We start from the raw sequence: 20,735 nt of genomic DNA, 5'->3' as shown, positions 1-20,735 counted from the left end.
GGCAATTATCTGTATTGTTCTAGATCAAAACTCTTTTCAAAACCAGTGCCTAGCGCCAAAAACGTATGATTAATGATGAAGCTTATCTGGCAATTCTGGCATTACCCGCTAGAAGATTAAGTTCATTATAATCAACGATAATGATGTACTTACCTTTTACTTCGATTAACCCAGATTTTTGGAAGCGGCCTAACAAACGACTGATGGTTTCAACGGTAAGGCCTAAGTAATTACCAATATCCCCACGTGTCATGGTTAAGCGAAATTCTTTGGCAGAAAAACCTCGATTACCAAAGCGGTTTGCGAGATTACTGACAAATGCAGCGAGGCGTTCTTCAGCATTTTTCTTACTGAGCAGCAAAATCATTTCTTGATCGCTCATGATTTCATTACTCATTAAGCGCATGATTTGTTGGCGTAATTTAGGCATTGTGCCTGAAAGTTCGTCGAGAATGTTGAAGGGTATTTCACACACCATGGAGGTTTCTAAGGCTTGTGCAAAACTTTGATGAGATTGTGCATGAATACCATCAAAACCAATGACATCTCCCGCTAAATGAAAGCCAGTGATCTGTTCATCGCCTTGTTCGGTGATAGTGTAACTTTTTATGGTGCCTGAGCGGATCGCAAAGAGTGATTTTAAAGGATCACCCGATTTAAAAATCTGTTCGCCTTTTTGAATAGGTTTCTTACGCTCAATAATGTCATCGAGTTGATCGAGTTCATTTGCATTGAGGGTGAATGGGATACAAAGGGTTCCCATACTGCAATCGTGACAATGAATTGCGCACCCACTGGCGGCGGGACGACGGTTTTTATTCTGCTCTATTGTCATGTCGGTTCTCAAGTTAATCCACTGCAGCCATGTTAAACCAATTCATTCGCTTGGGCTAGTTTAGCTGCGACAGGGCGATATATAAAGTTTGTGCACCAAAGACAATTAAAAGTAAGCCACTCAATAATCTAACGGTTTTTTGCTGCACCCAATTGGCTAAGCGTTTGGCCGCCAATCCTGCACTGAGTAGTGCAGGGAGTGTACCCAAACCAAATGCCAGCATAATCAAGGCGCCTTGACTGGCAGAACCTGCCGCTACAGACCAAGTTAAGGTGCTATATACCAGTCCGCAGGGCAGCCATCCCCATATCAATCCCGCGGTGATGGCTTGCATTGGCGTAGTGATTGGCACCAGACGTTGTGCTATGGGTTTCAAATAACGCCACAATACCTGACCAAGGCGTTCAATTTGTACTATTCCGATCCAAATTTTTGCAATGTAAAGCCCGGTTGCAATCATCATGACGCCGGCGATGATCCGGAGAATTAATAGGTAGCTATCTAGCTCAAATAAGTGCCCAAGCATGGCAGATGAACCGCCGACTAAAGCGCCCGCGAGGGTATAACTGACAATCCGGCCAAGGTTATAACTTAATAAGTAAGTGAGTTGATGGGCTAAGTGGTTTCCTTGCTTAGAATTAGCAAGCTGAGAGGAAAAGGCGCCAACAAGGCCACCACACATGCCAAAGCAGTGAGCGGCTCCCATTAGACCAACGAGAAACGCACCCATTACATTGTATTCAATCACAGTGCCAGTCACTGAGGCATGCCTTTGTCTTGAGATTCCTGTTGCTTGATGCTCGCAGGATTAGGTTTGTCGGCATCTTCATCGAATAGAATTGAGACACTTTGGCGGTCTAAATCATCGAATTGTTCGGATTTTACCGCCCAAAAGAACACGGCTACAGCGATCAACACAAAGATCATCGCAATAGGGATAAGTACATAAATGATGCTCATTAGCTAAGCCTATTTTATTGTTATATTTTAATTCGTAATAATCTCAAACTGTTACCCACAACAATCAGTGAGCTTGTCGACATGCCGATAGCGGCAATATAAGGTGCAACATGGCCGGTTACCGCTAAAGGTAAAATGAGCGCGTTGTAACCTAATGCCCAAGCGAGATTTTGGCGAATAATGTGTGTGGTCAGTTTAGCAACCCTCACCGCTTGGGTGAAGCGGGAGAGGTGATCGCCAAGCAAAATAAGATCGGCACTGTTTTTGGCAATTGCACTACCGCTGCCCATGGCCACGGATAAATCGGCGCCAGCGAGTACAGGAGCGTCATTTATGCCATCACCGAACATCACCACAGGATTGGATTGCTGTAACTTATTCACTAGCGAGAGTTTATCGGCCGGTGTGAGTCCACTGTGTACATCCGTAATGCCGAGCTCTTTTGCCAATTGATGCACATGCCCAGAACTATCCCCGCTGGCGATACTGACCTTGCAACCTTGTTGTTTCAGTATGTCGACAGTTTCTTTGCTATCGATACGAATATTGTCTTTGATCTCAATAGTGGCGATAACCTTTAGTTGGTTATCACTGGCACGAGCAAGCCAAATCTGTTGATTGATAAACTCAGGATTGACTATTGCGCCAGTAAAGTGAGCATTCCCAATGCGATATTCTATGCCATTTATGAGACCTTTCACCCCAAAGCCCACTTCATGGTGAACTTGCTCGGCAACAACATCGACTTGGGCAAAGCTGGCAAAGGCCGCGGCGATGGGGTGGCGAGAACCTGACTCTAGCGCAGCAGCAATTGCCAACACTTGTTCTTTAGCCACATCACCATGACATTGCACCTTGGCTATCGATAGCGTGCCGCAGGTGAGGGTGCCGGTTTTATCAAATACTACATGCTTGATTTGAGGCAGTTTCTCAAATACACCCGCCTTACGGGTAATGATCCCAAGACGGGTAAAAATCGCGGTCGCGCAGGTCACTGCGGTAGGCGTCGCAAGCGCAAGGGCGCAAGGACAGGTGGCCACTAATACTGACAAGGTCACCCAAAAGGCGTCTTCGGGGGAGATTTGTAGCCACACCAGATAGGTGATTGTAGCAATTGATAAGATAGTGCCTGAGAAATAACGCGACAGTTTATCGGCCAGCATAGCGACGGCAGGTTTAGTGTTTGAGGCTAATTCCTGCAAGCGGATAATTTCAGCAACCAATTGGTCTTGCCCAAGAGCGGTGACTTTTACCTTAATGGGTTGGTCTAGGTTAATGGTGCCTGCAAATACTTGGCTATCGACGGGCTTTTCAATCGGCATTTGCTCGCCGGTGAGCATGGCTTCATTGATGCTAGTGTGGCCGTCAACCACGATTCCATCGGCGGCGACCATTTCACCGGGTTTAATGAGGATAATATCCCCAAGACATAATTTTTTAGCGGGGATTTCTTCTTGCCCCTGCGCCGTGACCAGATGTGCCGTTAACGGCACTAACTTGTGGAGATTACTGGAGCTAACGGAAGCTTTTTGTCTTGCCTTCTGCTCGAAATAACGTCCCAGCAGCAGGAAGAAGGTAAACATGGAAACGGATTCAAAATAGACTTCGCCCGTGCCGTTGACGGTCGCAAAGCAACTGGCGATATAGGCACCGCCAATGGCGATAGAGACCGATACGTCCATATTGAGTTTGCCACTGAGTAGGGTGCGAATCGCGCTAAAATAGAAGGGCTGCGCCGAATAGAGTACCACGGGCGTGGCGAAAATCATGCTCACCCAGCGGAAATAATCCCGATATTGCACATCCAAATCGGTAAAGTAACCGGTATAGAGGGCGAGGGCGAACATCATCACTTGCATGGTGGCAAAGCCCGCCAAACCTAAACGCAGTAAGAATTTACGGCTATTTTGCTTGGCGGTCAGTTCTTGCTCATCCACTTGATAGGGCGCAGCTTGATAACCGATACGGCTAATTTGCCCCAAAATATCACTGAGTTTAACTTGTTGTTTATCCCAGCTGATCAGCGCCCTTTGGGTGGTGGAGTTGACCATCACTTGGCTTACGCCAGGCAGTTGCTTCACTTTATGTTCAATTAACCAAGCGCAGGCCGCGCAGGTAATGCCATCAATGGACAGCGACACTGAGTCGCTATTCTCCACTGAGTGGACAAAGTCCTGCTGTACCTCTGGCAAGTCATAGGCACTAAACTGATTTAATTCATCAGGCACAAGGGCAGTCTGTTTATTACCTGGCTCAGTTCTAAACTTGTAATAGCTTAATAAGCCTGCATCAACAATGGCTTGGGATACCGCTTGGCAGCCTGGGCAACACATGAGTTCATCGCGATCATTAATGCGAGTGACAAACTGCGTGCCGGTGAGTACAGGTTCATTACAGTGAAAACAACTTGGATGTGTCATAGCAATATTCATTCAACCACAATTAGTTCAACCACAATTGGACGTTGTCTTTTAATTCGACACGTTGATGAATACGCCATTTACCGTCAAAACCTTCGAGGCGGACTTCCCAAGCGCCCGTTAATACATCGGGCAGAGTAATGCGATACACATGATTGGCATCGGCGGTGACAGTGGTCTTAATATCTCTTTCGGCAATTGTTGGGTGATAAAATTCGACTTTCAACGCAGCTTGATAGGCTGGGCCGCCGTGCTGAGTGAATAGGAGTTCATGGTTATTCTGTTCAAGTTGCCATTGCATGCCAAGCTGCTTGGCATATTTGACTTTACTCAAGTCCATGTTTATGGCTTTGCCTTCTTTGTAATAATCCTCGGCAACCAGAGAGTCAGAGTTTGAGAGGGCAATTTTTAGCGTGGTAAAACTTGCGACGACGGCACATAAAGGAAGAATAATTAAAAACCAAGGCCAAAACTGCTTATACCAGGGTTGTTGTTCGCTCATGTTAAATACCCATTATAAAAATTTGCGCCATTTTACCGTTAAAAGGTGGCTTTAGCACTTTAAAAAAAAGGCCTCGACGTTATCGAGGCCTTAGTGTTACTCATATCTAATTACTTGTTTGACAAGCTATAAACATAAGCTGCGATCACGTGGACTTTCTCTTCACCGAGAACGTCTTTCCATGCTGGCATCACGCCTGCACGGCCGTGTTTGATCGTTTCTTCGATCACACCACGGCTACCGCCATATAACCAAACATCGTCAGTTAAGTTAGGTGCGCCCATGAGCTTGTTGCCTTTTGCGTCCATACCGTGACACGCAAAACAACCTTTCATGAATGAACCTTGACCAAGAGCTGCGAGTTTCTCGTCGTGTTCACGACCAGATAACTTAACCACATACTCGGCTAGACCTGCAATTTCGCTATCGTCGATTGGCAAACCACCTTTTGGTGGCATCATGCCATGACGACCGCTCATGATGGTGGTTTTAATCGTGGCTAAATCGCCACCGTATAACCAATCACTGTCGGTCAGGTTAGGGAAGCCTTTGCTACCACGTGCGTCAGAGCCGTGGCACTGCGCGCAGTTTTGTAGGAACAAACGGCCGCCCACTTTCAACGCTTCTTGGTTTTTCACTAACTCTTCGAGTGGTGTTGCCAAGTAAGCCGCGAAGATTGGGCCATATTTTTCGTTAGCGTGTTTAACTTCTTGGTCGTACTGAACGTACATGCCTTCTTTTGCCGCCAGCTCAATCGCGGCTACAGAATCGGCTTTAATACCTTTCTCTGTACCAATGCTTTGGTTAGAGCTGGTCCAGTTCAGTAGACCTTTGTAGTTACCTAAACCTGGGAACAGGGCTAAGTACACTAGGCCAAACACGATAGTGATATAGAACATATAACTCCACCATTTTGGCAGTGGGTTATTGAGTTCTTCGATACCATCGAAACTGTGACCCATGGATTCGCCTTCTTTGACATCGGTGGTGTTCTTTGAACACACACGTAGCAACAGAAAACATCCTGCGATCACAATTAACGAGAGTACGCTAATCCAAATACTCCAGAAGCTACTCATCACTTATTCTCTCCTGAGTCCTTCGATTCCTTGCTGATTTCCTCATCGGAAAACACAAGATTCGCTGCTTCATCAAAGGATTTTTGACGACGCGAGCTATATGCCCAAGCAAATATACCGACGAAGGTCAGCATCACAATGATGGTTAAAATACCTTGTAATGTGCCGTAATCCATATACTGCCTCCTTATTTGAGTGCGTGACCCAAAGACTGAAGATATGCAATCAAGGCTTCCAGCTCTGTCTTACCTTCAACAGCTTTCTGCGCGCCTGCGATTTCTTCATCGGTGTAAAGATCCTTACCTTTGTAACCGCCTTTGTGCATGTTACGCAGAATAGTCATCTTGTCGCCGGTTAACTTGCCGTCTAACTTGTTTTCGGCAAGCCATGGAAAGGCTGGCATATTCGATTGAGGGACCACAGCACGAGGATCGATTAAGTGAACTTCATGCCATTTATCGCTGTAGCGACCGCCAACACGGGCCAAGTCTGGACCAGTACGCTTAGAACCCCATTGGAATGGGTGATCCCAAACAGACTCACCGGCAACAGAGTAGTGACCGTAACGTTCAGTCTCTGCACGTAAAGGACGGATCATCTGGCTGTGACAGTTGTAGCAACCTTCACGCACATAAATGTCACGGCCTTCAAGTTGCAGGGCAGTGTAGGGTTTCAAACCTTCAACAGGCTCAGTGGTATCTTTTTGGAAAATCAGCGGCGTGATTTCAACCAAGCTACCGAAGCTGATAGCGATAACAGTGAATATCGCTAACAAACCGATGTTTTTTTCAACTATCTCATGATTAAATTTCATCGAGTTTGCTCCTTAAGCCGCTTTTGCTTCAGCCAGTGCTGGCAATGAATCTTTAGAGGCTTTCACAGTACGGATCACGTTGTATGCCATGATCAGCATACCGGTTAAGAAGAAACAACCGCCGAGGAAACGTACGAAGTAGAAAGGATAAGAAGCTTCCAGACTTTCAACAAAGCTATAAGTCAAAGTACCGTCAGCGTTAACTGCACGCCACATCAGACCCTGCATTACACCTGAAATCCACATAGACACGATGTAAAGAACAGTACCGATTGTCGCTAACCAGAAATGCACGTTAACTAACTTGATGCTGTACATACGGCCATGGCCGAACAGTACTGGGATCAAGTGATACAGAGAACCGATAGATACCATTGCAACCCAGCCTAGCGCGCCGGAGTGAACGTGACCTACTGTCCAATCTGTGTAATGAGATAAAGCGTTAACTGTCTTGATGGCCATCATCGGACCTTCGAAGGTCGACATACCATAGAAAGACAGAGAAACCACTAAGAAACGCAATACTGGGTCAGTACGCAGTTTGTGCCATGCGCCAGATAAGGTCATGATACCGTTGATCATACCGCCCCAAGATGGTGCGAACAGGATCAGAGACATCACCATACCTAAAGACTGAGTCCAGTCAGGCAGGGCAGTATAGTGTAAGTGGTGAGGACCTGCCCAAATGTACAGTGCGATCAGTGCCCAAAAGTGCACAATCGACAGACGATATGAGTAAACAGGACGACCCGCTTGCTTAGGAACGAAGTAGTACATCATACCTAAGAAGCCTGCGGTTAACAGGAAGCCTACCGCGTTGTGACCATACCACCATTGCACCATGGCATCGACCGCGCCACTGTACATAGAGTATGACTTAAACAAGCTAACAGGAACGGCCATTGAGTTCACGATGTGAAGCACGGCAACCGTAATGATAAATGCACCAAAGAACCAGTTCGCTACGTAAATATGCGATGTTGTTCGTTTGATAATAGTGCCGAAGAACACTATTGCATAGGATACCCAAACGATCGTAATAGCGATATCGATTGGCCATTCTAATTCAGCATATTCTTTACCGCTGGTATAACCCATTGGCAGAGTGATGGCTGCTGACAGAATGATGGCTTGCCATCCCCAAAACGTAAATGCAGCTAATTTAGGTGCAAATAGTCGGGTTTGACAGGTGCGTTGTACGACATAATAGGATGTTGCAAAGAGGGCTGATGTTCCGAACGCGAAAATTACCGCATTGGTGTGTAATGGTCGCAAGCGACTATACGTAAACCAAGGCGTATCGAAGTTCAGATGTGGCCAGATTAACTGAGCCGCAATTAAAACACCGACTGACATACCAACAATACCCCACAAAACTGTGGTTAAGGCGAATTGGCGGACAATGGTGTAATTGTAATCAGCGCCTGTTGGCTGGGAATGGTTCATCATAATGCTTCCACTGCTTATTACTTTTACTTTTAGTAAAGACTAGCTTTACCTGTTATATATGACACAAAGCTCATGTCCCTATAAGGGTTATGAAGCCATGTCAATGCGTTACCCTACACATTTGTGCTCAAATATGAGGTTTCGCAATGATACTTGAGCCATGTCAAAAAAGATACCAAAGAAGGGGGACGGAAAGTTGATCTAGATCAACCTACGCCATAGAATGTTAACATCTTGCATCACAAGGTTAATTTTTGTGCTTAATCGCAAACGTCTCCCGCTTTACATCATGTTAATTGCGTTGAATCTTAGCGCTTGTGATAAAAAAGCCGAGCAACAGGTAAAAATACCGCCTACAGATCCCACTCTTTGTGTGTTTACTCAGGGGGATTGCATTAAAAAGGTCGGGGATATAGTGCTGAGCATCAGCCTTTCGCCAGATCGTGCGCCAAGTGAAAAACCATTAACATTGAAGCTATTATCTTCTGATGTACTTGATAATTTACAGGTCCGTTTAGAAGGTAGAGATATGTTTATGGGCATTATCCCTGTCAATATTCGTCAACTCGATAAAACAACCTATGAGGGGCAGTTGATTTACGGTTCCTGTAGCAGTGGGTATATGGTGTGGCGTGGTTTTATCAGTTTTAGTCGAAATGGTATCGAGCAAGCCGTTATTTTTGACTTTCTTGCCGATAATCCATATTAAGTTTATGGCGTTCGCCGGATAAAGAGCTTGGTAACAATATTAACTCCCACTCCTTATTCATAATGACCGATTATCATAGGCGGATGATTGATTATGAATGCTATTTTGGCTATTCATCATGATCCTTCCAGTTTTCTTTAACCTGTACAAAAATATCGATGTTATTGATAAACAGTTCGAGTAAATCAGGATCAAAATGTTTACCTGCACCTTTACGCATTTCATCGATAACCTCTTCGAGTGGCCAAGCTGCTTTATAGCAACGTGCATGGGAAAGAGCATCGAACACATCTGCAATTGCAACAATACGGGCAAAAATGTGAATTTGTTCTTGTCTTAAATTGGCTGGATAGCCTGAACCATCATACTTTTCATGATGTTGCAAGGCTATAATCGCAGCGGCTTTTAGGATAGGCCGCTCGGAATTAGCGAGGATCTGGTAGCCAATAGTAGGGTGCTGACGCATAACCGACCATTCTTTATCGTCTAACTTGCCTGGCTTAAGCAACACCGCATCGGGGATCGCTATCTTACCAATATCATGCATAGGCGATGCTCTGCGTAAAAGTTCAGCTTCGGTCTCAGATAATCCTGCAAGTAGTGCCAGTTTGGCACAATATTCGGCCATACGTTTTACGTGATTAGCAGCCTCTTTTGAGCGGCTTTCAACGACATCTCCTAAACGTAGAATAAGTTCAGACTGGGTATCTTCGACCTCTTGATTTAGAAGTAGGTTCTCAAAGGCGATACCCACATTTATTGCAAAAATATCAATAAGTTTTTTATCTAAATCGTCGATTTTATCAATCCCATCCATATAAAGCAGGTTGATAAGCCCACTCTTTGTTGGGAAATAGCCAACGAAACAGTTATCTTCATATAAACAACGGTTTTGTGCGAGAGCTGTGCGTAATAACTTATCAATATGCATTGGTAACACTTTGTTCGCAGGACTCTCGGCAAATTGTCCCGTCCCCGCCAAAATCTTAATCTCAGCAGATTCCATATGGCCGCTTATCGCATCCATGGCATTACAGGTTAGCAGCAGTGTTTCGGAATCGAGATTCAATAGGGTTGCAACTTGGGTCAGCAAGCCATCAGCGAATCGATAGAGCGTTCTGAGTTCAAATAATCCTGAGGTTGCCTCGAGCACTCGCTCTAATCCTTTTCGATGATTCAGCTGCGCACGCCTTGCTTGTTCGATTTCCATAATGTCGCGGTAAGAACGCAGTGCCGAGTAGACACTTGTCATTAACTTGCGTGAATCGAGTTCAGATTTTGCCTTATAGTCATTGATATCGTAGTTGACGATAACATCTTCTTCAGGAGCTTGGCCTGGTTGTCCTGTGCGCAAAATTAGGCGGATTGTTTTGTTTTTATGTTCCTCACGGATCCACTTTACTAACTCCAAGCCAGCATGATCGGTTTCCATAACAACATCAATAAAGGCAATTGCCAGATCTTGTTCATTTAAAAGAAATTCTTTAGCTTGCTCAGCACTATAAGCGTTAATAAAGGAGAGGGCACGACCATCGAGTTTAAAACGAGAAAGTGCAAGTTTAGTGACCGTGTGTACATCAGGCTCATCATCAACAACAAGAATTTTCCAGGGCGCAGAAAATGCAGAAGTTTCTATGGTTTTTTTCCCTGAAAAGAGCGGCTTTTTCTTTGTAAGATCAATCACCATCCGAGACCTCATCACTTAATTTATGTCGCACAGTTAGAGTGTAGTAGAAGCTTGTCAAATCAGTAAAAATAATTCTGCAGCGGGGAAGGTCGCAAATTTAACAGCTCGTTATTGATAACTATTATCATTTGTGTATTATCAAAATAGATAACTCAGCAGGGAGGCATATATGGCAGAAAGGATCAATTTATCAATATCAGAGGAGAAACTTGCGCAACTCATTCGTGAAGGAAGTCTATGTGCAGCGGATTTTTCATGTCTAGATAATCAATCAAAACGGAAAGTCTGGCAACTTTGCCTTATCTGTTGCCAAAAACGCATAGGCTGCCAGCAATGTTCACAAACAAGTTGTCCGCAAATTGAAAGACTCATTAATGCCGATAAATAACGTTATCGGCATTTGCATTTAAGTATTATCATGCATTAAACACTTAAATTTAAAAGTTATTATGCAACTTCCTCCAGTATTGCCTTTATTTGATTCAATTGAATTCATACAAGATGGGAACTGTGTGGTGAATCAATACATTACCCAAGTCAGTCTAACGGATGTGCCTGATGCAGGTTTAGTAATGGAACATGCAACAGATTGGTTATTTGAACAAAAACACAGTGAAAACAACTATAAAGCCTATCGGAGTGAACTCACTACATTCCTGCATTGGTGCTTTGATGTCGCCAAAATGTCACCCACACAGGTGCTACGTAAGGATATGAGTCGGTATGTGGATTATTGTTTGGCGCCACCCTTAGCGCTGATTGGTTACTTTAACGTGCCACAGTTTAAACTCGATAAACTGCGTGATGAGCGGGTTCCTAATAGTCTTTGGCGGCCATTTGTCGGCAAGAAACTGTTAGGGCAAGTTCAACCTTATGTGCTTAGCGACAATGCATTAAAAACCAAGATTGCTATTTTATCCTCGTTTTATAGCTACTTAATGAGTGAGGAGTTTTGTGAGCGCAACCCCGCGCAAATTTGGTTGAATCACAGCCGCTTTGGCCAAAACAAGCAGTATCAAAGACAAAGCGAGGAAGATGAAAACAACTTGGCTTTCACAGAACTACAGTGGTCCTATGTGATGAGCACAGTTACTCGATTGGCTGAAACGTCCCCCGAATTGCATCAACGTAGTTTATTCTTGATTTCATTGATTTATTCCTGCTATTTACGCATCTCTGATGTATCTGCACGGGTTGGCTATTCACCGGTAATGGGCCAATTTAGACAAAATTCACAGACAGGCATTTGGAGTTTTCATATTCCACTGAGTAAAGGTGGTAAAAAGCGTAGCGTGGCGATGTCAAAGGCGTTACTGGACAGCTTAGTTAAATATCGACAGTTTTTAGGTCTTACTGACTATCCAAATCAAAGTGAACCACATCCGTTATTTGTTCGACATAGAGCAGCTGGTCGCGGCCGAGATGCGGGTTTAGTGAATGCCAATCTTGGGATCCGTCAAATCCGTGAAGAAATTCAGACCATCATCAATCTCGCGGCTGATAATGCGCAAACAGATGGTTTTAATCACGATGCCGAGCAAATGCGAAAACTCACTGCGCATAATATTCGACACACAGGGATCACCCATGATATCAACATCAATCGTCGGCCGTTGTCACATGTCCAAGCCGATGCAGGCCACGAGAGTATCGACACCACATCGAAGTATTTACACACCACACAAATAGAAAGACATGAAAGCGCCTTTAATAAGCCGTTAGACCATTTGCAAGGTATTAACTAGGATGTTATCGGCACCCTAAATCCCTCTCACACAAAACTGCGTACAATGTATATTATGTTAAATTGTGTTTTGGGGAAAGAAACAGTTCTCTATGGATTTACGTTAAAGTACTTTCACTTCTGCTGGTTCTGCTGGTTCTGCTGGTTCTGCTTGATTGAGGATTTATTGGTTTAAGGAAGAAATGCTATTGCTTATATCGCGTTGCTACGTGAATGTTTGCAGAGATTACTCCACATAGTGCTAAAGAATTCACATAGCATCGCGTTTTATATCATGATGTTGGTGTCTATTATTACTTGGATCGACTTTTTATTTTGCCAATCAATCTCTTCATTTGCCTACGGTCAAATCTTAAAGCCCGACCACGGCTGGTTGTGACAGTTGGCTTCCTTGAAGTCGATAGCCATGATTATAAATATTTGCTCGACCATCACGGCAGAAACCGACTAAAGTCACATTGCTTTGCTCCGCAATCTCAGTAGCCAACGCCGTCACGGCTGACATAGCAAACAGAATTTGAATACCGACACTTGCCGCCTTTTGTACCATTTCAAAACTGGCGCGGCTGGTTAACAATACCGCAGCGGGTTTTGCTGCATACCGAACAGACATCGCCCCGATCAATTTATCTAAAGCGATATGTCGGCCAATATCTTCAAATAGATAAATCACCTCCCCGTTTTCATTTACACCAATTGCAGCATGGGTTGCACCAGTTAAAGCAAAAGTCTGTTGTAGTTGTTTGACTCGGACTAAAATCGGGTCGAGATGGGCAATGTTAAATCGGATATCTGATCCGACGACTCGAACTGGTTTTACAGCATCTTTAAGCTGTGCAACACCACAGAGACCACAGCCAGTGCGTCCTGCCATGCTACGGCGATGCTCCTTTAACTCATTGAAACAGCGTTGATTAATCTCTATCTTAATGATCACGCCATTAGAAACATATTCAAGTTCAATATCTTTTATATCATTAATGGTTGAGACAATTCTTTCCGAAAGCGTAAAACCTATCGCAAACACTTCCAAGTCCTGTGGGCTTGCCATCATGACTGTGTGCGCCAATCCGTTATACACCAACGCCACTCTTACCTCATTGGCGAGTAATTCAGTTTGTTCAACATTCCCTGCCGTGCTAAATCGAGTCACATCGGCTGTAACAACTGAATTAGGGAAAGAATTATCAGCAACCATCAACGCATCTCCTGTTAACTACGTTTTCTAAGCTTCATGGGCCAGCAATAGCGGATTGACAGTTGTCGCACCATAGCCCTTTGTATTGAGCTCGGCATCCAATCCCATCGATGCGATATCATCCGCTGCCGCATCTAACAATGGCAAACGATTGATAAACAACATCTTAGTATATCCTTTACACGCCTCGCAGCTCTCAATCCGTACGGCAGCCTTATGATCGTCAAACGACCAAATAGACATCTCACGGGATTGTTCGCAGCAGGTACAATGGGCGCGCACATAATGCCACTCGCTTTCACACAGACTGCAATGTAGATAACGCAGCCCTTCGCGGGGTTTATCGACAATCATGCTGGCGACAGGATGACTGCCGCATACAGGGCATAAACTGGACTGCTTAACCCTATTGGTATCCATACGCGCAATCACCATGGGCGCCCAATGGGACCAATAGAGTGACAAACCCGCCCAAATAAATAAGCTAAACTGTGCGGGTACGGCACTAAACTGCCCTTGCCTCAGTTGATTGCCCCACTGGAGCAATTGGACTGGCGATTGCTCCAGTAGCTCCTGGAGAATAGGCACTAAATGCGCGGGCACTTGGGATAACAATTCTGTCAGCAATGCTTGCAATGGTTGTAACCAATCCTGAGCCGTTTGAGTTTGGCTTAGGGACAACGGATATGGCGCCTCAACGTCAATCATTGGTGCTGGGCCCATATCCGTTGCCGCCAGTTTTTGCTGCACAGACACTAGGATTTGGCAGAGCTTAAGATAATCCGCCAGCGGAGAATCCTGCGCTAATTGGGCTAAACGACGTGCTCTATGTTGATAAATTTTCTCAGGATCTGCCGCTTTTAGCGGTTTCAAAGCTAAGGGAGATTTATCAACAAAACTTAACGGGATATCGCTGGCCATCTTCATCGCTATTATTCCTCGTGTTCTTCTAACATGGCTGGGTGGTGCTTACGAGCCCAAGCCTTAGAGACTTTGCCGTAGAGCATCCCAGTGATAGAGCCTTCAATCCAGCAGGCCATCCATACGTGTACCACTAGGGATAACAGCATTAATATGCCGCAGGCCGAGTGGACTAAGGTGGCCCAATTGACGGCTTCTGCCGAGAACATGGGGGCAAAATAAGGTTGCCACATCATGATGCCGCTGATCAGAAACGCCAGTACAAAAACCACAAAGGCGCGGAATAACATTTTCTGACCTGGGTTGTAGTGGCCCACGGGCGGAATGTTCTCTTCTTTTTGCAGTAACACCCACACCACGGCTTTCATCCAGGGCAAATCGTATTTATTCCACTTATTGTGCTGGTAGTAGCGGATTAACATCACCGCCAGCAGCAGACACATGGCAATTCCAAAGAATGGATGCATCACTTTTGCCAGTTGTGGTGTGCCAACAATGCCACTGAGCCACTGGAACGAGGGATAAAAAAACGAGAACCCCGTTAGAAAGGTCACTAGGCCAACAAAGACTATGGTCCAGTGACACAGACGATCAACGAGCTTATGGCGCACGATCATTTCTTTATGACTCATAGTTTTTCCTCCTCTTTGACGCCGGCATCAATATAACCAGGCTGATCTTCCTCGACGATGTTGCGCCCTACCGCAATGCGGTGCATCAGGGCGAACGCCGCCGTTGCGAGCAAGCCTGCGGTGCCCAACGGTTTGAGCCAATCTTGACGCCATTCGGTTGCCGCAGGGATTTGCGGATCCTTGGGCATGCCATAGCTTTCGGGTTGCGTGATGTCGTGGAGGATCATCATCATATGCGTACCGCCAACGCCCTCTGGGTTATAAAGTCCCGCCTTGCTGAAGCCACGTTCCTTTAACTGCTCGACGCGTTTTTCGGCATAGAACAACATGTCTTCGCGGGTACCAAAGCGCAGTGCTCCCACGGTGCAGGTTTTAACGCAGGAAGGCTCGAGGCCAACGGCGAGCCTATCGGAGCACAGGGTGCACTTATAGGCTTTGTTATCTTTGGCGCTGATCTTAGGCACATTGAAAGGACAGGCACTAGCGCAATAGCCGCAGCCAATACACTTATTCGAGTCAAAATCCACTGTGCCATTGGCATGTTGCACAATCGCTCCGCTGGTTGAACAGGCTTTTAAACAGGCTGGATCGGCGCAGTGCATACAGGCAGTGTGGGTAAATTGCCAACGCAACTTATTGTTATCCATCACTTCGTGATACTGCATTATGTTCCAGCTTTCCGGTGACAGTGTCATCGGGTTCTGATAACTGCCTTGGAAAGTACCGACATCTTCACGAAGGTCATTCCATTCGGAGCAGGCAACCTGACAGGCCTTACAGCCGGTACATTTCGTCGCATCAAACAGCTTAGTCACCTGCTGGACCGCTCCAATGCGTGCTTGAGACGCTGGGGTGATGTCCGTGGTGCCTGAGATGCGGATAATATCTTGAGAAGCCATAATTAGAAGCCCTCCGATTTGGCAATATTCACAAGGAATGCTTTGTATTCAGGGGTTTGGGTATTGGCATCGCCCACAGATGAAGTCAGTTCGTTAACGATATAACTCTTCTGCGTCAAGGCCTCGTAGCTGCCATGGCGTGGAATACCAATGGTATGGACTTTTTTGCCCTGAACCATCATGGGTTGGAGCCGTTTAGTGACATAGGCCTTAGTCACAATATGCGAGCGCTTAGAGCTCACCTTGACCCAATCACCGTTATTGATGCCCTTTTCCGCCGCCAAGGTTTCATCGATTTCGATAAAGTGCTGTGGCTGGGTAATCGCAGCAAGGTGACAATGTGTGGTCCAGTTGTTGAAGTGCTCCGTCATTGAGTAAGTAGTGCCAACATAGGGGAATTCTTCATTGGTACCAAAGCTTTCACGTAAGCCTTTGAACATCCGCGCCACTGGGTTATTGGTGACCTTAGGGTGCAGCGGATTACTCGCCAGTGGTGATTCGAACGGCTCGTAATGCTCTGGGAATGGGCCATCTTTTAAGTCACGCAGCGCAAATAAGTGGCCAACGCCATCGGCTTGCATGATGAAAGGATGGGCCGATTCTTCGGCATTCAATTTGGCATTAAAGTCTGGCACATCAATGCCCTGCCACTTGTTGTCTTTATACTCGAGCAGTACACGGCTTGGATCGCGCGGCTTACCTTGTACGTCGCAGGAGGCGCGGTTGTACAAGATGCGCCGGTTTGCTGGCCAAGCGAATGACCAATTTGGGGTAATGCCTTTGCCTGATGGATCGCTATTATCGCGACGCGCCATCAAGTTGCCCGCTTCGGTCCACATGCCTGAGTAAACCCAAACACCACATGAGGTTGATCCATCGGCTTTTAACTCGGAGAAACCATTGAGTAATTTACCGGTAGTGAGATCATAACCATTCATCTCCCGCGCGATTTCCTCTGAACTAGGTTCATGTTCGACCGCATAGTCCCATTTAATGGCTTCAATTGGCGCAGGTAAACGACCACCCTCTTCACGGTATAAACGTTTTAATTCCAGCATGATGCCAGAAAGAATTTCAGGATCAGACAAGGCTTCGCCGGGTGGATTTGCGCCCTTAAAGTGCCATTGTAACCAGCGGCTTGAGTTGGCAATTGAACCACTTTCCTCAGCAAAACAGGTCGTGGGTAAGCGGAAGACTTCAGTTTGAATACTGGCGGTATCCACATCGTTAAACTGACCTGCATTGCGCCAGAAAGTGGAGGTTTCGTTTGCAAGTGCATCCAGCACAACTAAGAACTTCAGATTCGATAAGCCCTTAGACACTTTTTGTTTATCGGGCTGAGAGTTAAGCGCGTTGATGCCTTGGATAAAGTAGCCATTGACCTCACCGTGAACCATCATGTCGATTTGCTTGTTGATATCGTACTGTTGGTCCCACTTTGGCAGCCAGTCATAGCCATAATCATTCTCTGCCGTCGCATGTTCACCGAAGAATGCTTTTAACAACGACACGGTAAAGGCTGGGTAATTGTGCCAATAGTTGGTTTGGTTTGGTCTTAAGGCTTTTGGAGTGTAATGGGCTAAATAGTTTTGTAAATCAACATCTTTATCTTGAGGTAATTTAAGGTAACCCGGTAAGGCTTGGCACAATAACCCTAAGTCCGTTGCGCCTTGAACGTTTGAGTGACCACGCAGCGCATTCACGCCGCCGCCCATGATCCCCATATTGCCAAGCAGCAATTGGATCATCGCCATGGTGCGGATGTTTTGCGCGCCGACGCTGTGCTGTGTCCAACCTAGTGCATACAGGAAGGTTGCGGCTTTATGGTCAACATGGGTTGCCCCAATTTGCTGACACACTTCAAGATAGGTTTCTTTAGGCGTCCCAGTGATACTGGAAACTGTGTCGGGATCGTAGCGATCAACGTGTTTTTTCAGCAGGTTAATCACGCAACGAGGATGACTTAAGCTAGGGTCGACCTTAGCGTAGCCCTCTTCATCTAACTCATAGAACCAAGTAGATTGGTCGTATTTATGGTTAGCTTCATCGTAGCCACTGAATAAACCTTCATTAAATTCAAAGTCTTCCCGCACGATAAACGAGGCATTGGTATAGGCTTTGACATAGTTAAGGTTGATTTGCTGGGTTTCGAGTAGGTAGCGGATCATGCCGAGTAGGAAGGCAATATCGGTGCCCGAACGAATAGGCGCATATAAATCGGCGACGGCAGCACTGCGGTTAAAGCGCGGATCGACCACAATCAACTTGGCATTGTTGTGCTCCATCGCTTCTGTCACCCAACCAAAACCGACGGGATGCGCTTCGGCAGCGTTACCGCCCATCACAATGGCCAGATCGGTATTTTTCATATCTGCCCAGTGGTTAGTCATAGCGCCGCGGCCAAAGGTGGGCGCCATCGCAGCAGGTGTCGGAGCGTGACAAACGCGAGCGATGTTATCTATGCCTAACATGCCAATGGCACGGCCAAATTTATGGGTAATGTAGCAGCCTTCGTTTGCTTGGGCCGATGAGGTCATCATGCCTAGACTGACTAAGCGGTTAACGGTTTGACCCTGGGCATTTTTTTCAACCAGATTGGCATCACGCTCGTCTTTGATAAGTCTTGCGATACGCTTAAAGGCCTCATCCCAGCTAATGCGCTGCCATTTATCCGAACCAGGTAAACGCACTTCAGGATATTTTAAACGGTGCGGGCTATTCACATAGTCAACCAAGCCAGCGCCCTTAGGACACAGAGCTCCACGGTTAATTGGATTATCGGCATCGCCCTCGATATGAAAAATGCTCTGCTCCGCATTTTTCCCATTACTGCTCTGGCTGTACATCAACAAACCACAACCCACAGAGCAGTAGCAACAATTGTTACGCGTCTCTTTTGCGCGTAGCAATTTAAAACCTCTGACGGATGCAAATGCCTTTTCGGACATCAACCCCAGTGCAGAAATAGCAGAAGTCGCGGCTCCCACAGCACAGAGTTTAAAAAACTGTCGTCTATTCATTGTCATTTCACACACTCTCTTTTATGTGCTCACAATTTGCAGCGAATACGCTGCATGCTTGAGTAGAGAACTTAACCCTACTCAAAGTGCGAGTATAAAAAAGTAACTAATAATGACAATTTCCGACAGGTGATCAAAATCACATTAAGCTTTCAATGGAATAATATCCTGATGTATGTAAGTTTTATTATTATTTTTGAATTAATACTTTTAAATAATGTTATTTCTCAGGATTTAACGCTTTTATTGATATGGACATTTTGAGTAGTCATTTTGTCCACTTTGTACCAATTTCTGATAGCTGTAAATCTTATTGTTGATGCGCGTCACAAAAATGGCGTTAGTTGCTCAAATTATGAGTGAAAATACCGATTAGCCGCTTTTTGAGCAAGATCACAATTTAAGGTAAATGATTGGGGCGATAAGCGGCGATTTTGCCTGAAAGCGCGGTAAATCGTTTTTGTCTAAGGGATTGGTGAGTAGATTTGATAACAAAATTTGCGCTAAAAACGCTGATGTTTACTTAGATCTAACCGCAAAAACGTGGAGAGGTTACGCCATAAATACCCTGTAATTGATAGATAAATACATCCCCCGCTTGCGGCTCTTGAGCTAATTGCGATGTGTCAAGTGAGTGTTTAGCACTGGTCACGATAAGTAAATCTAATTTTGCGCCGCCAAAGGCGATGCTGGTTGGGTTTGTAACGGGCAATTTGAGGATAAGATCGACTTCACCGTCTGGACGATAGCGTACCACTTGGCCACCGCCCCACTGGGCATTCCAAAGATAACCCGCCGCATCGACATCGGAACCATCAGGGAAAATGTGATGGATCGTGCTCGCAAAGAGGCGCTTACGACTCAATAGCCCCTTCTCAATATCAAAATCATATTGATAGATTTGGTGTTTTGGCGAATCAGCATGGTAGAGCGTTCGCCCATCCACGCTCCAGCATAGGCCGTTGGAGATTTCGAGATTTGAGAGGCGCTGGTGGCAATGCCCATTCTCATCCAGACAATACAGGGCTGCCGTTTGTTGCAAAGTATCGCGTCGCTCAACCATAGTGCCGGCCCAAAAACGCCCTTGCCTATCGATGCGACCATCATTAAAGCGATTGCCGGCAAAATGAGATTCTGGCTGCGCCAACCATGTCAGGCTTTGATCTTCAATATTATAAGTCGCAATACCGATATCGAATGCGACGATCAGTGTTGTAGGCTTTGCAGTGAGGCCAAAGGAGCCGACGCGGTGCGGCATGGAGAAAGTATCTAGTGTGCAGGTGGCGAGAGTAAAACGATAAATCACAGAGGAGAGAATGTCGGTCCACCAAATGGATTGGTGTAATTCATCCCATAATACGCCTTCTCCAAGGAGGTTTCCTACTGGGATCGTCATCAACAGCTCGCCAACCGTGACCGTTTGCATTGCGTTACTCAGAAATAAACTCTGTAATCAAGAAAGGCTTAATCTTAAACAACTTATGGGATGAAGCAAGGGTAAAAAGTGAATATAGCTTGTGGTTCTTTTAGCTACCGGCTTATCGCGATAATAGTCGATAAATGACCTTCATAATGGCCAAGGTTTAAATATCTTAAGACATTGATTTAAAGCACCATTGAGAGTAATGCCAATCAGTTAAGAGCTGACAGGCCTTTTCTTTTGACTGGGTATTTCCTTGGTTTCGCTATGACATATCGAGGATAAACCCTTAATTCTCGTTGTATCGGTAGTATATGCTGCTCTGTTTCTGCGATTAAACTATCAATCCTTTTCGGAATGGTTCCGGCCAGTGCAAACGCGGTAGTGAGTTGCATAAAAAAATCCGATGACGAATGGTCATCGGATTTTGAGCTTTTGAATGGGAT

19 protein-coding genes are annotated in these 20,735 nt (G+C 45.6%); 3 read left to right on the top strand and 16 right to left on the bottom strand.

Translation table 11 applies throughout. The features are described 5' to 3' along the window. Positions 1-82: 82 nt before the first annotated feature. The 9 genes from etrA to ccoN all read right to left on the bottom strand — a co-directional run bounded on the left by etrA (position 83) and on the right by ccoN (position 8,059). Complete coding sequence (gene etrA / locus KXJ80_RS13435) at positions 83-835, bottom strand: electron transport transcriptional regulator EtrA (RefSeq protein WP_259474450.1); 753 nt, start codon at positions 833-835, stop codon at positions 83-85. A 55-nt stretch (positions 836-890) separates the two neighbouring features. Continuing rightward, a complete protein-coding gene (locus KXJ80_RS13430; protein WP_224022152.1) occupies positions 891-1,583 on the bottom strand; it encodes a sulfite exporter TauE/SafE family protein in 693 nt (230 codons plus the stop codon). 8 nt (positions 1,584-1,591) lie between these two features. Continuing rightward, positions 1,592-1,795 (bottom strand): cbb3-type cytochrome oxidase assembly protein CcoS, encoded by a 204-nt coding sequence (gene ccoS, locus KXJ80_RS13425; RefSeq protein ID WP_037418545.1) that lies wholly within the window; start codon positions 1,793-1,795, stop codon positions 1,592-1,594. Between the two features lie 20 nt (positions 1,796-1,815). Further along, on the bottom strand, positions 1,816-4,215 hold the full coding sequence (locus KXJ80_RS13420; RefSeq protein WP_169548032.1) for a heavy metal translocating P-type ATPase: 2,400 nt from the start codon (positions 4,213-4,215) through the stop codon (positions 1,816-1,818). Between the two features lie 22 nt (positions 4,216-4,237). Beyond that, a complete protein-coding gene (locus KXJ80_RS13415; RefSeq protein WP_037430483.1) occupies positions 4,238-4,717 on the bottom strand; it encodes a FixH family protein in 480 nt (159 codons plus the stop codon). Positions 4,718-4,827: 110 nt separating this feature from the next. After that, positions 4,828-5,796, bottom strand: coding sequence for a cytochrome-c oxidase, cbb3-type subunit III (gene ccoP / locus KXJ80_RS13410; protein ID WP_037430481.1), 969 nt, complete (start codon positions 5,794-5,796; stop codon positions 4,828-4,830). Next, the gene (locus KXJ80_RS13405) at positions 5,796-5,972 is read right to left on the bottom strand and encodes a CcoQ/FixQ family Cbb3-type cytochrome c oxidase assembly chaperone (protein ID WP_011072349.1); all 177 of its coding nucleotides are present in this window, start codon (positions 5,970-5,972) and stop codon (positions 5,796-5,798) included. Before KXJ80_RS13405 ends, ccoP begins: the two co-directional genes overlap by 1 nt. Before the next feature lie 11 nt (positions 5,973-5,983). After that, the gene (gene ccoO / locus KXJ80_RS13400; protein WP_023265294.1) at positions 5,984-6,610 is read right to left on the bottom strand and encodes a cytochrome-c oxidase, cbb3-type subunit II; all 627 of its coding nucleotides are present in this window, start codon (positions 6,608-6,610) and stop codon (positions 5,984-5,986) included. A 12-nt stretch (positions 6,611-6,622) separates the two neighbouring features. Beyond that, entirely contained in the window at positions 6,623-8,059 is a 1,437-nt protein-coding gene (gene ccoN / locus KXJ80_RS13395; protein WP_011072351.1) for a cytochrome-c oxidase, cbb3-type subunit I, read from the bottom strand. A gap of 223 nt (positions 8,060-8,282) precedes the next feature. On the opposite strand from ccoN, the gene KXJ80_RS13390 reads away from it, so the two are divergent. Continuing rightward, complete coding sequence (locus KXJ80_RS13390; protein WP_037418559.1) at positions 8,283-8,768, top strand: hypothetical protein; 486 nt, start codon at positions 8,283-8,285, stop codon at positions 8,766-8,768. A 109-nt stretch (positions 8,769-8,877) separates the two neighbouring features. On the opposite strand, the gene KXJ80_RS13385 is transcribed toward KXJ80_RS13390, so the two are convergent. Further along, positions 8,878-10,455 carry a DUF3369 domain-containing protein gene (locus KXJ80_RS13385; RefSeq protein WP_259474449.1) on the bottom strand — a complete coding sequence of 526 codons (1,578 nt, stop codon included), beginning with the start codon at positions 10,453-10,455 and terminating at the stop codon, positions 8,878-8,880. Positions 10,456-10,624: 169 nt separating this feature from the next. On the opposite strand from KXJ80_RS13385, the gene KXJ80_RS13380 reads away from it, so the two are divergent. Further along, complete coding sequence (locus KXJ80_RS13380) at positions 10,625-10,843, top strand: hypothetical protein (protein ID WP_037430492.1); 219 nt, start codon at positions 10,625-10,627, stop codon at positions 10,841-10,843. Positions 10,844-10,904: 61 nt separating this feature from the next. Continuing rightward, positions 10,905-12,200, top strand: coding sequence for a tyrosine-type recombinase/integrase (locus tag KXJ80_RS13375; protein ID WP_169548033.1), 1,296 nt, complete (start codon positions 10,905-10,907; stop codon positions 12,198-12,200). 351 nt (positions 12,201-12,551) lie between these two features. On the opposite strand, the gene fdhD is transcribed toward KXJ80_RS13375, so the two are convergent. From fdhD to KXJ80_RS13345, 6 genes are all read right to left on the bottom strand, one after another. Then, the gene (gene fdhD / locus KXJ80_RS13370; protein WP_081990940.1) at positions 12,552-13,397 is read right to left on the bottom strand and encodes a formate dehydrogenase accessory sulfurtransferase FdhD; all 846 of its coding nucleotides are present in this window, start codon (positions 13,395-13,397) and stop codon (positions 12,552-12,554) included. A 27-nt stretch (positions 13,398-13,424) separates the two neighbouring features. Further along, the gene (fdhE, locus tag KXJ80_RS13365; protein WP_047539943.1) at positions 13,425-14,324 is read right to left on the bottom strand and encodes a formate dehydrogenase accessory protein FdhE; all 900 of its coding nucleotides are present in this window, start codon (positions 14,322-14,324) and stop codon (positions 13,425-13,427) included. 5 nt (positions 14,325-14,329) lie between these two features. Continuing rightward, entirely contained in the window at positions 14,330-14,950 is a 621-nt protein-coding gene (locus KXJ80_RS13360) for a formate dehydrogenase subunit gamma (protein WP_037430467.1), read from the bottom strand. Then, a complete protein-coding gene (gene fdxH / locus KXJ80_RS13355; RefSeq protein ID WP_047539941.1) occupies positions 14,947-15,849 on the bottom strand; it encodes a formate dehydrogenase subunit beta in 903 nt (300 codons plus the stop codon). The genes KXJ80_RS13360 and fdxH overlap by 4 nt, the downstream gene beginning before the upstream one ends. Before the next feature lie 2 nt (positions 15,850-15,851). After that, the gene (fdnG, locus tag KXJ80_RS13350) at positions 15,852-18,869 is read right to left on the bottom strand and encodes a formate dehydrogenase-N subunit alpha (protein WP_259474822.1); all 3,018 of its coding nucleotides are present in this window, start codon (positions 18,867-18,869) and stop codon (positions 15,852-15,854) included. A gap of 529 nt (positions 18,870-19,398) precedes the next feature. Continuing rightward, complete coding sequence (locus tag KXJ80_RS13345; protein WP_218738460.1) at positions 19,399-20,295, bottom strand: SMP-30/gluconolactonase/LRE family protein; 897 nt, start codon at positions 20,293-20,295, stop codon at positions 19,399-19,401. Between the last annotated feature and the right edge of the window lie 440 nt (positions 20,296-20,735).

The organism is Shewanella xiamenensis, from assembly GCF_024971755.1.
Lineage (GTDB): Bacteria > Pseudomonadota > Gammaproteobacteria > Enterobacterales > Shewanellaceae > Shewanella > Shewanella xiamenensis.
Note: the sequence above shows the minus strand (reverse complement) of the source record. Positions and strands in the feature narration are given on the sequence as shown.

What these genes read in the sequence shown, in the direction of transcription:
- etrA (WP_259474450.1), bottom strand. Translation starts at nt 835, where the DNA reads ATGACAATAGAGCAGAATAAAAACCGTCGTCCCGCCGCCAGTGGGTGC.
- ccoS (WP_037418545.1), bottom strand. Translation starts at nt 1,795, where the DNA reads ATGAGCATCATTTATGTACTTATCCCTATTGCGATGATCTTTGTGTTG.
- KXJ80_RS13420 (WP_169548032.1), bottom strand. Translation starts at nt 4,215, where the DNA reads ATGACACATCCAAGTTGTTTTCACTGTAATGAACCTGTACTCACCGGC.
- KXJ80_RS13415 (WP_037430483.1), bottom strand. Translation starts at nt 4,717, where the DNA reads ATGAGCGAACAACAACCCTGGTATAAGCAGTTTTGGCCTTGGTTTTTA.
- ccoP (WP_037430481.1), bottom strand. Translation starts at nt 5,796, where the DNA reads ATGAGTAGCTTCTGGAGTATTTGGATTAGCGTACTCTCGTTAATTGTG.
- KXJ80_RS13405 (WP_011072349.1), bottom strand. Translation starts at nt 5,972, where the DNA reads ATGGATTACGGCACATTACAAGGTATTTTAACCATCATTGTGATGCTG.
- ccoO (WP_023265294.1), bottom strand. Translation starts at nt 6,610, where the DNA reads ATGAAATTTAATCATGAGATAGTTGAAAAAAACATCGGTTTGTTAGCG.
- ccoN (WP_011072351.1), bottom strand. Translation starts at nt 8,059, where the DNA reads ATGATGAACCATTCCCAGCCAACAGGCGCTGATTACAATTACACCATT.
- KXJ80_RS13390 (WP_037418559.1), top strand. Translation starts at nt 8,283, where the DNA reads ATGTTAACATCTTGCATCACAAGGTTAATTTTTGTGCTTAATCGCAAA.
- KXJ80_RS13385 (WP_259474449.1), bottom strand. Translation starts at nt 10,455, where the DNA reads ATGGTGATTGATCTTACAAAGAAAAAGCCGCTCTTTTCAGGGAAAAAA.
- KXJ80_RS13380 (WP_037430492.1), top strand. Translation starts at nt 10,625, where the DNA reads ATGGCAGAAAGGATCAATTTATCAATATCAGAGGAGAAACTTGCGCAA.
- KXJ80_RS13375 (WP_169548033.1), top strand. Translation starts at nt 10,905, where the DNA reads ATGCAACTTCCTCCAGTATTGCCTTTATTTGATTCAATTGAATTCATA.
- fdhD (WP_081990940.1), bottom strand. Translation starts at nt 13,397, where the DNA reads ATGGTTGCTGATAATTCTTTCCCTAATTCAGTTGTTACAGCCGATGTG.
- fdhE (WP_047539943.1), bottom strand. Translation starts at nt 14,324, where the DNA reads ATGAAGATGGCCAGCGATATCCCGTTAAGTTTTGTTGATAAATCTCCC.
- KXJ80_RS13360 (WP_037430467.1), bottom strand. Translation starts at nt 14,950, where the DNA reads ATGAGTCATAAAGAAATGATCGTGCGCCATAAGCTCGTTGATCGTCTG.
- fdxH (WP_047539941.1), bottom strand. Translation starts at nt 15,849, where the DNA reads ATGGCTTCTCAAGATATTATCCGCATCTCAGGCACCACGGACATCACC.
- fdnG (WP_259474822.1), bottom strand. Translation starts at nt 18,869, where the DNA reads ATGAATAGACGACAGTTTTTTAAACTCTGTGCTGTGGGAGCCGCGACT.
- KXJ80_RS13345 (WP_218738460.1), bottom strand. Translation starts at nt 20,295, where the DNA reads ATGCAAACGGTCACGGTTGGCGAGCTGTTGATGACGATCCCAGTAGGA.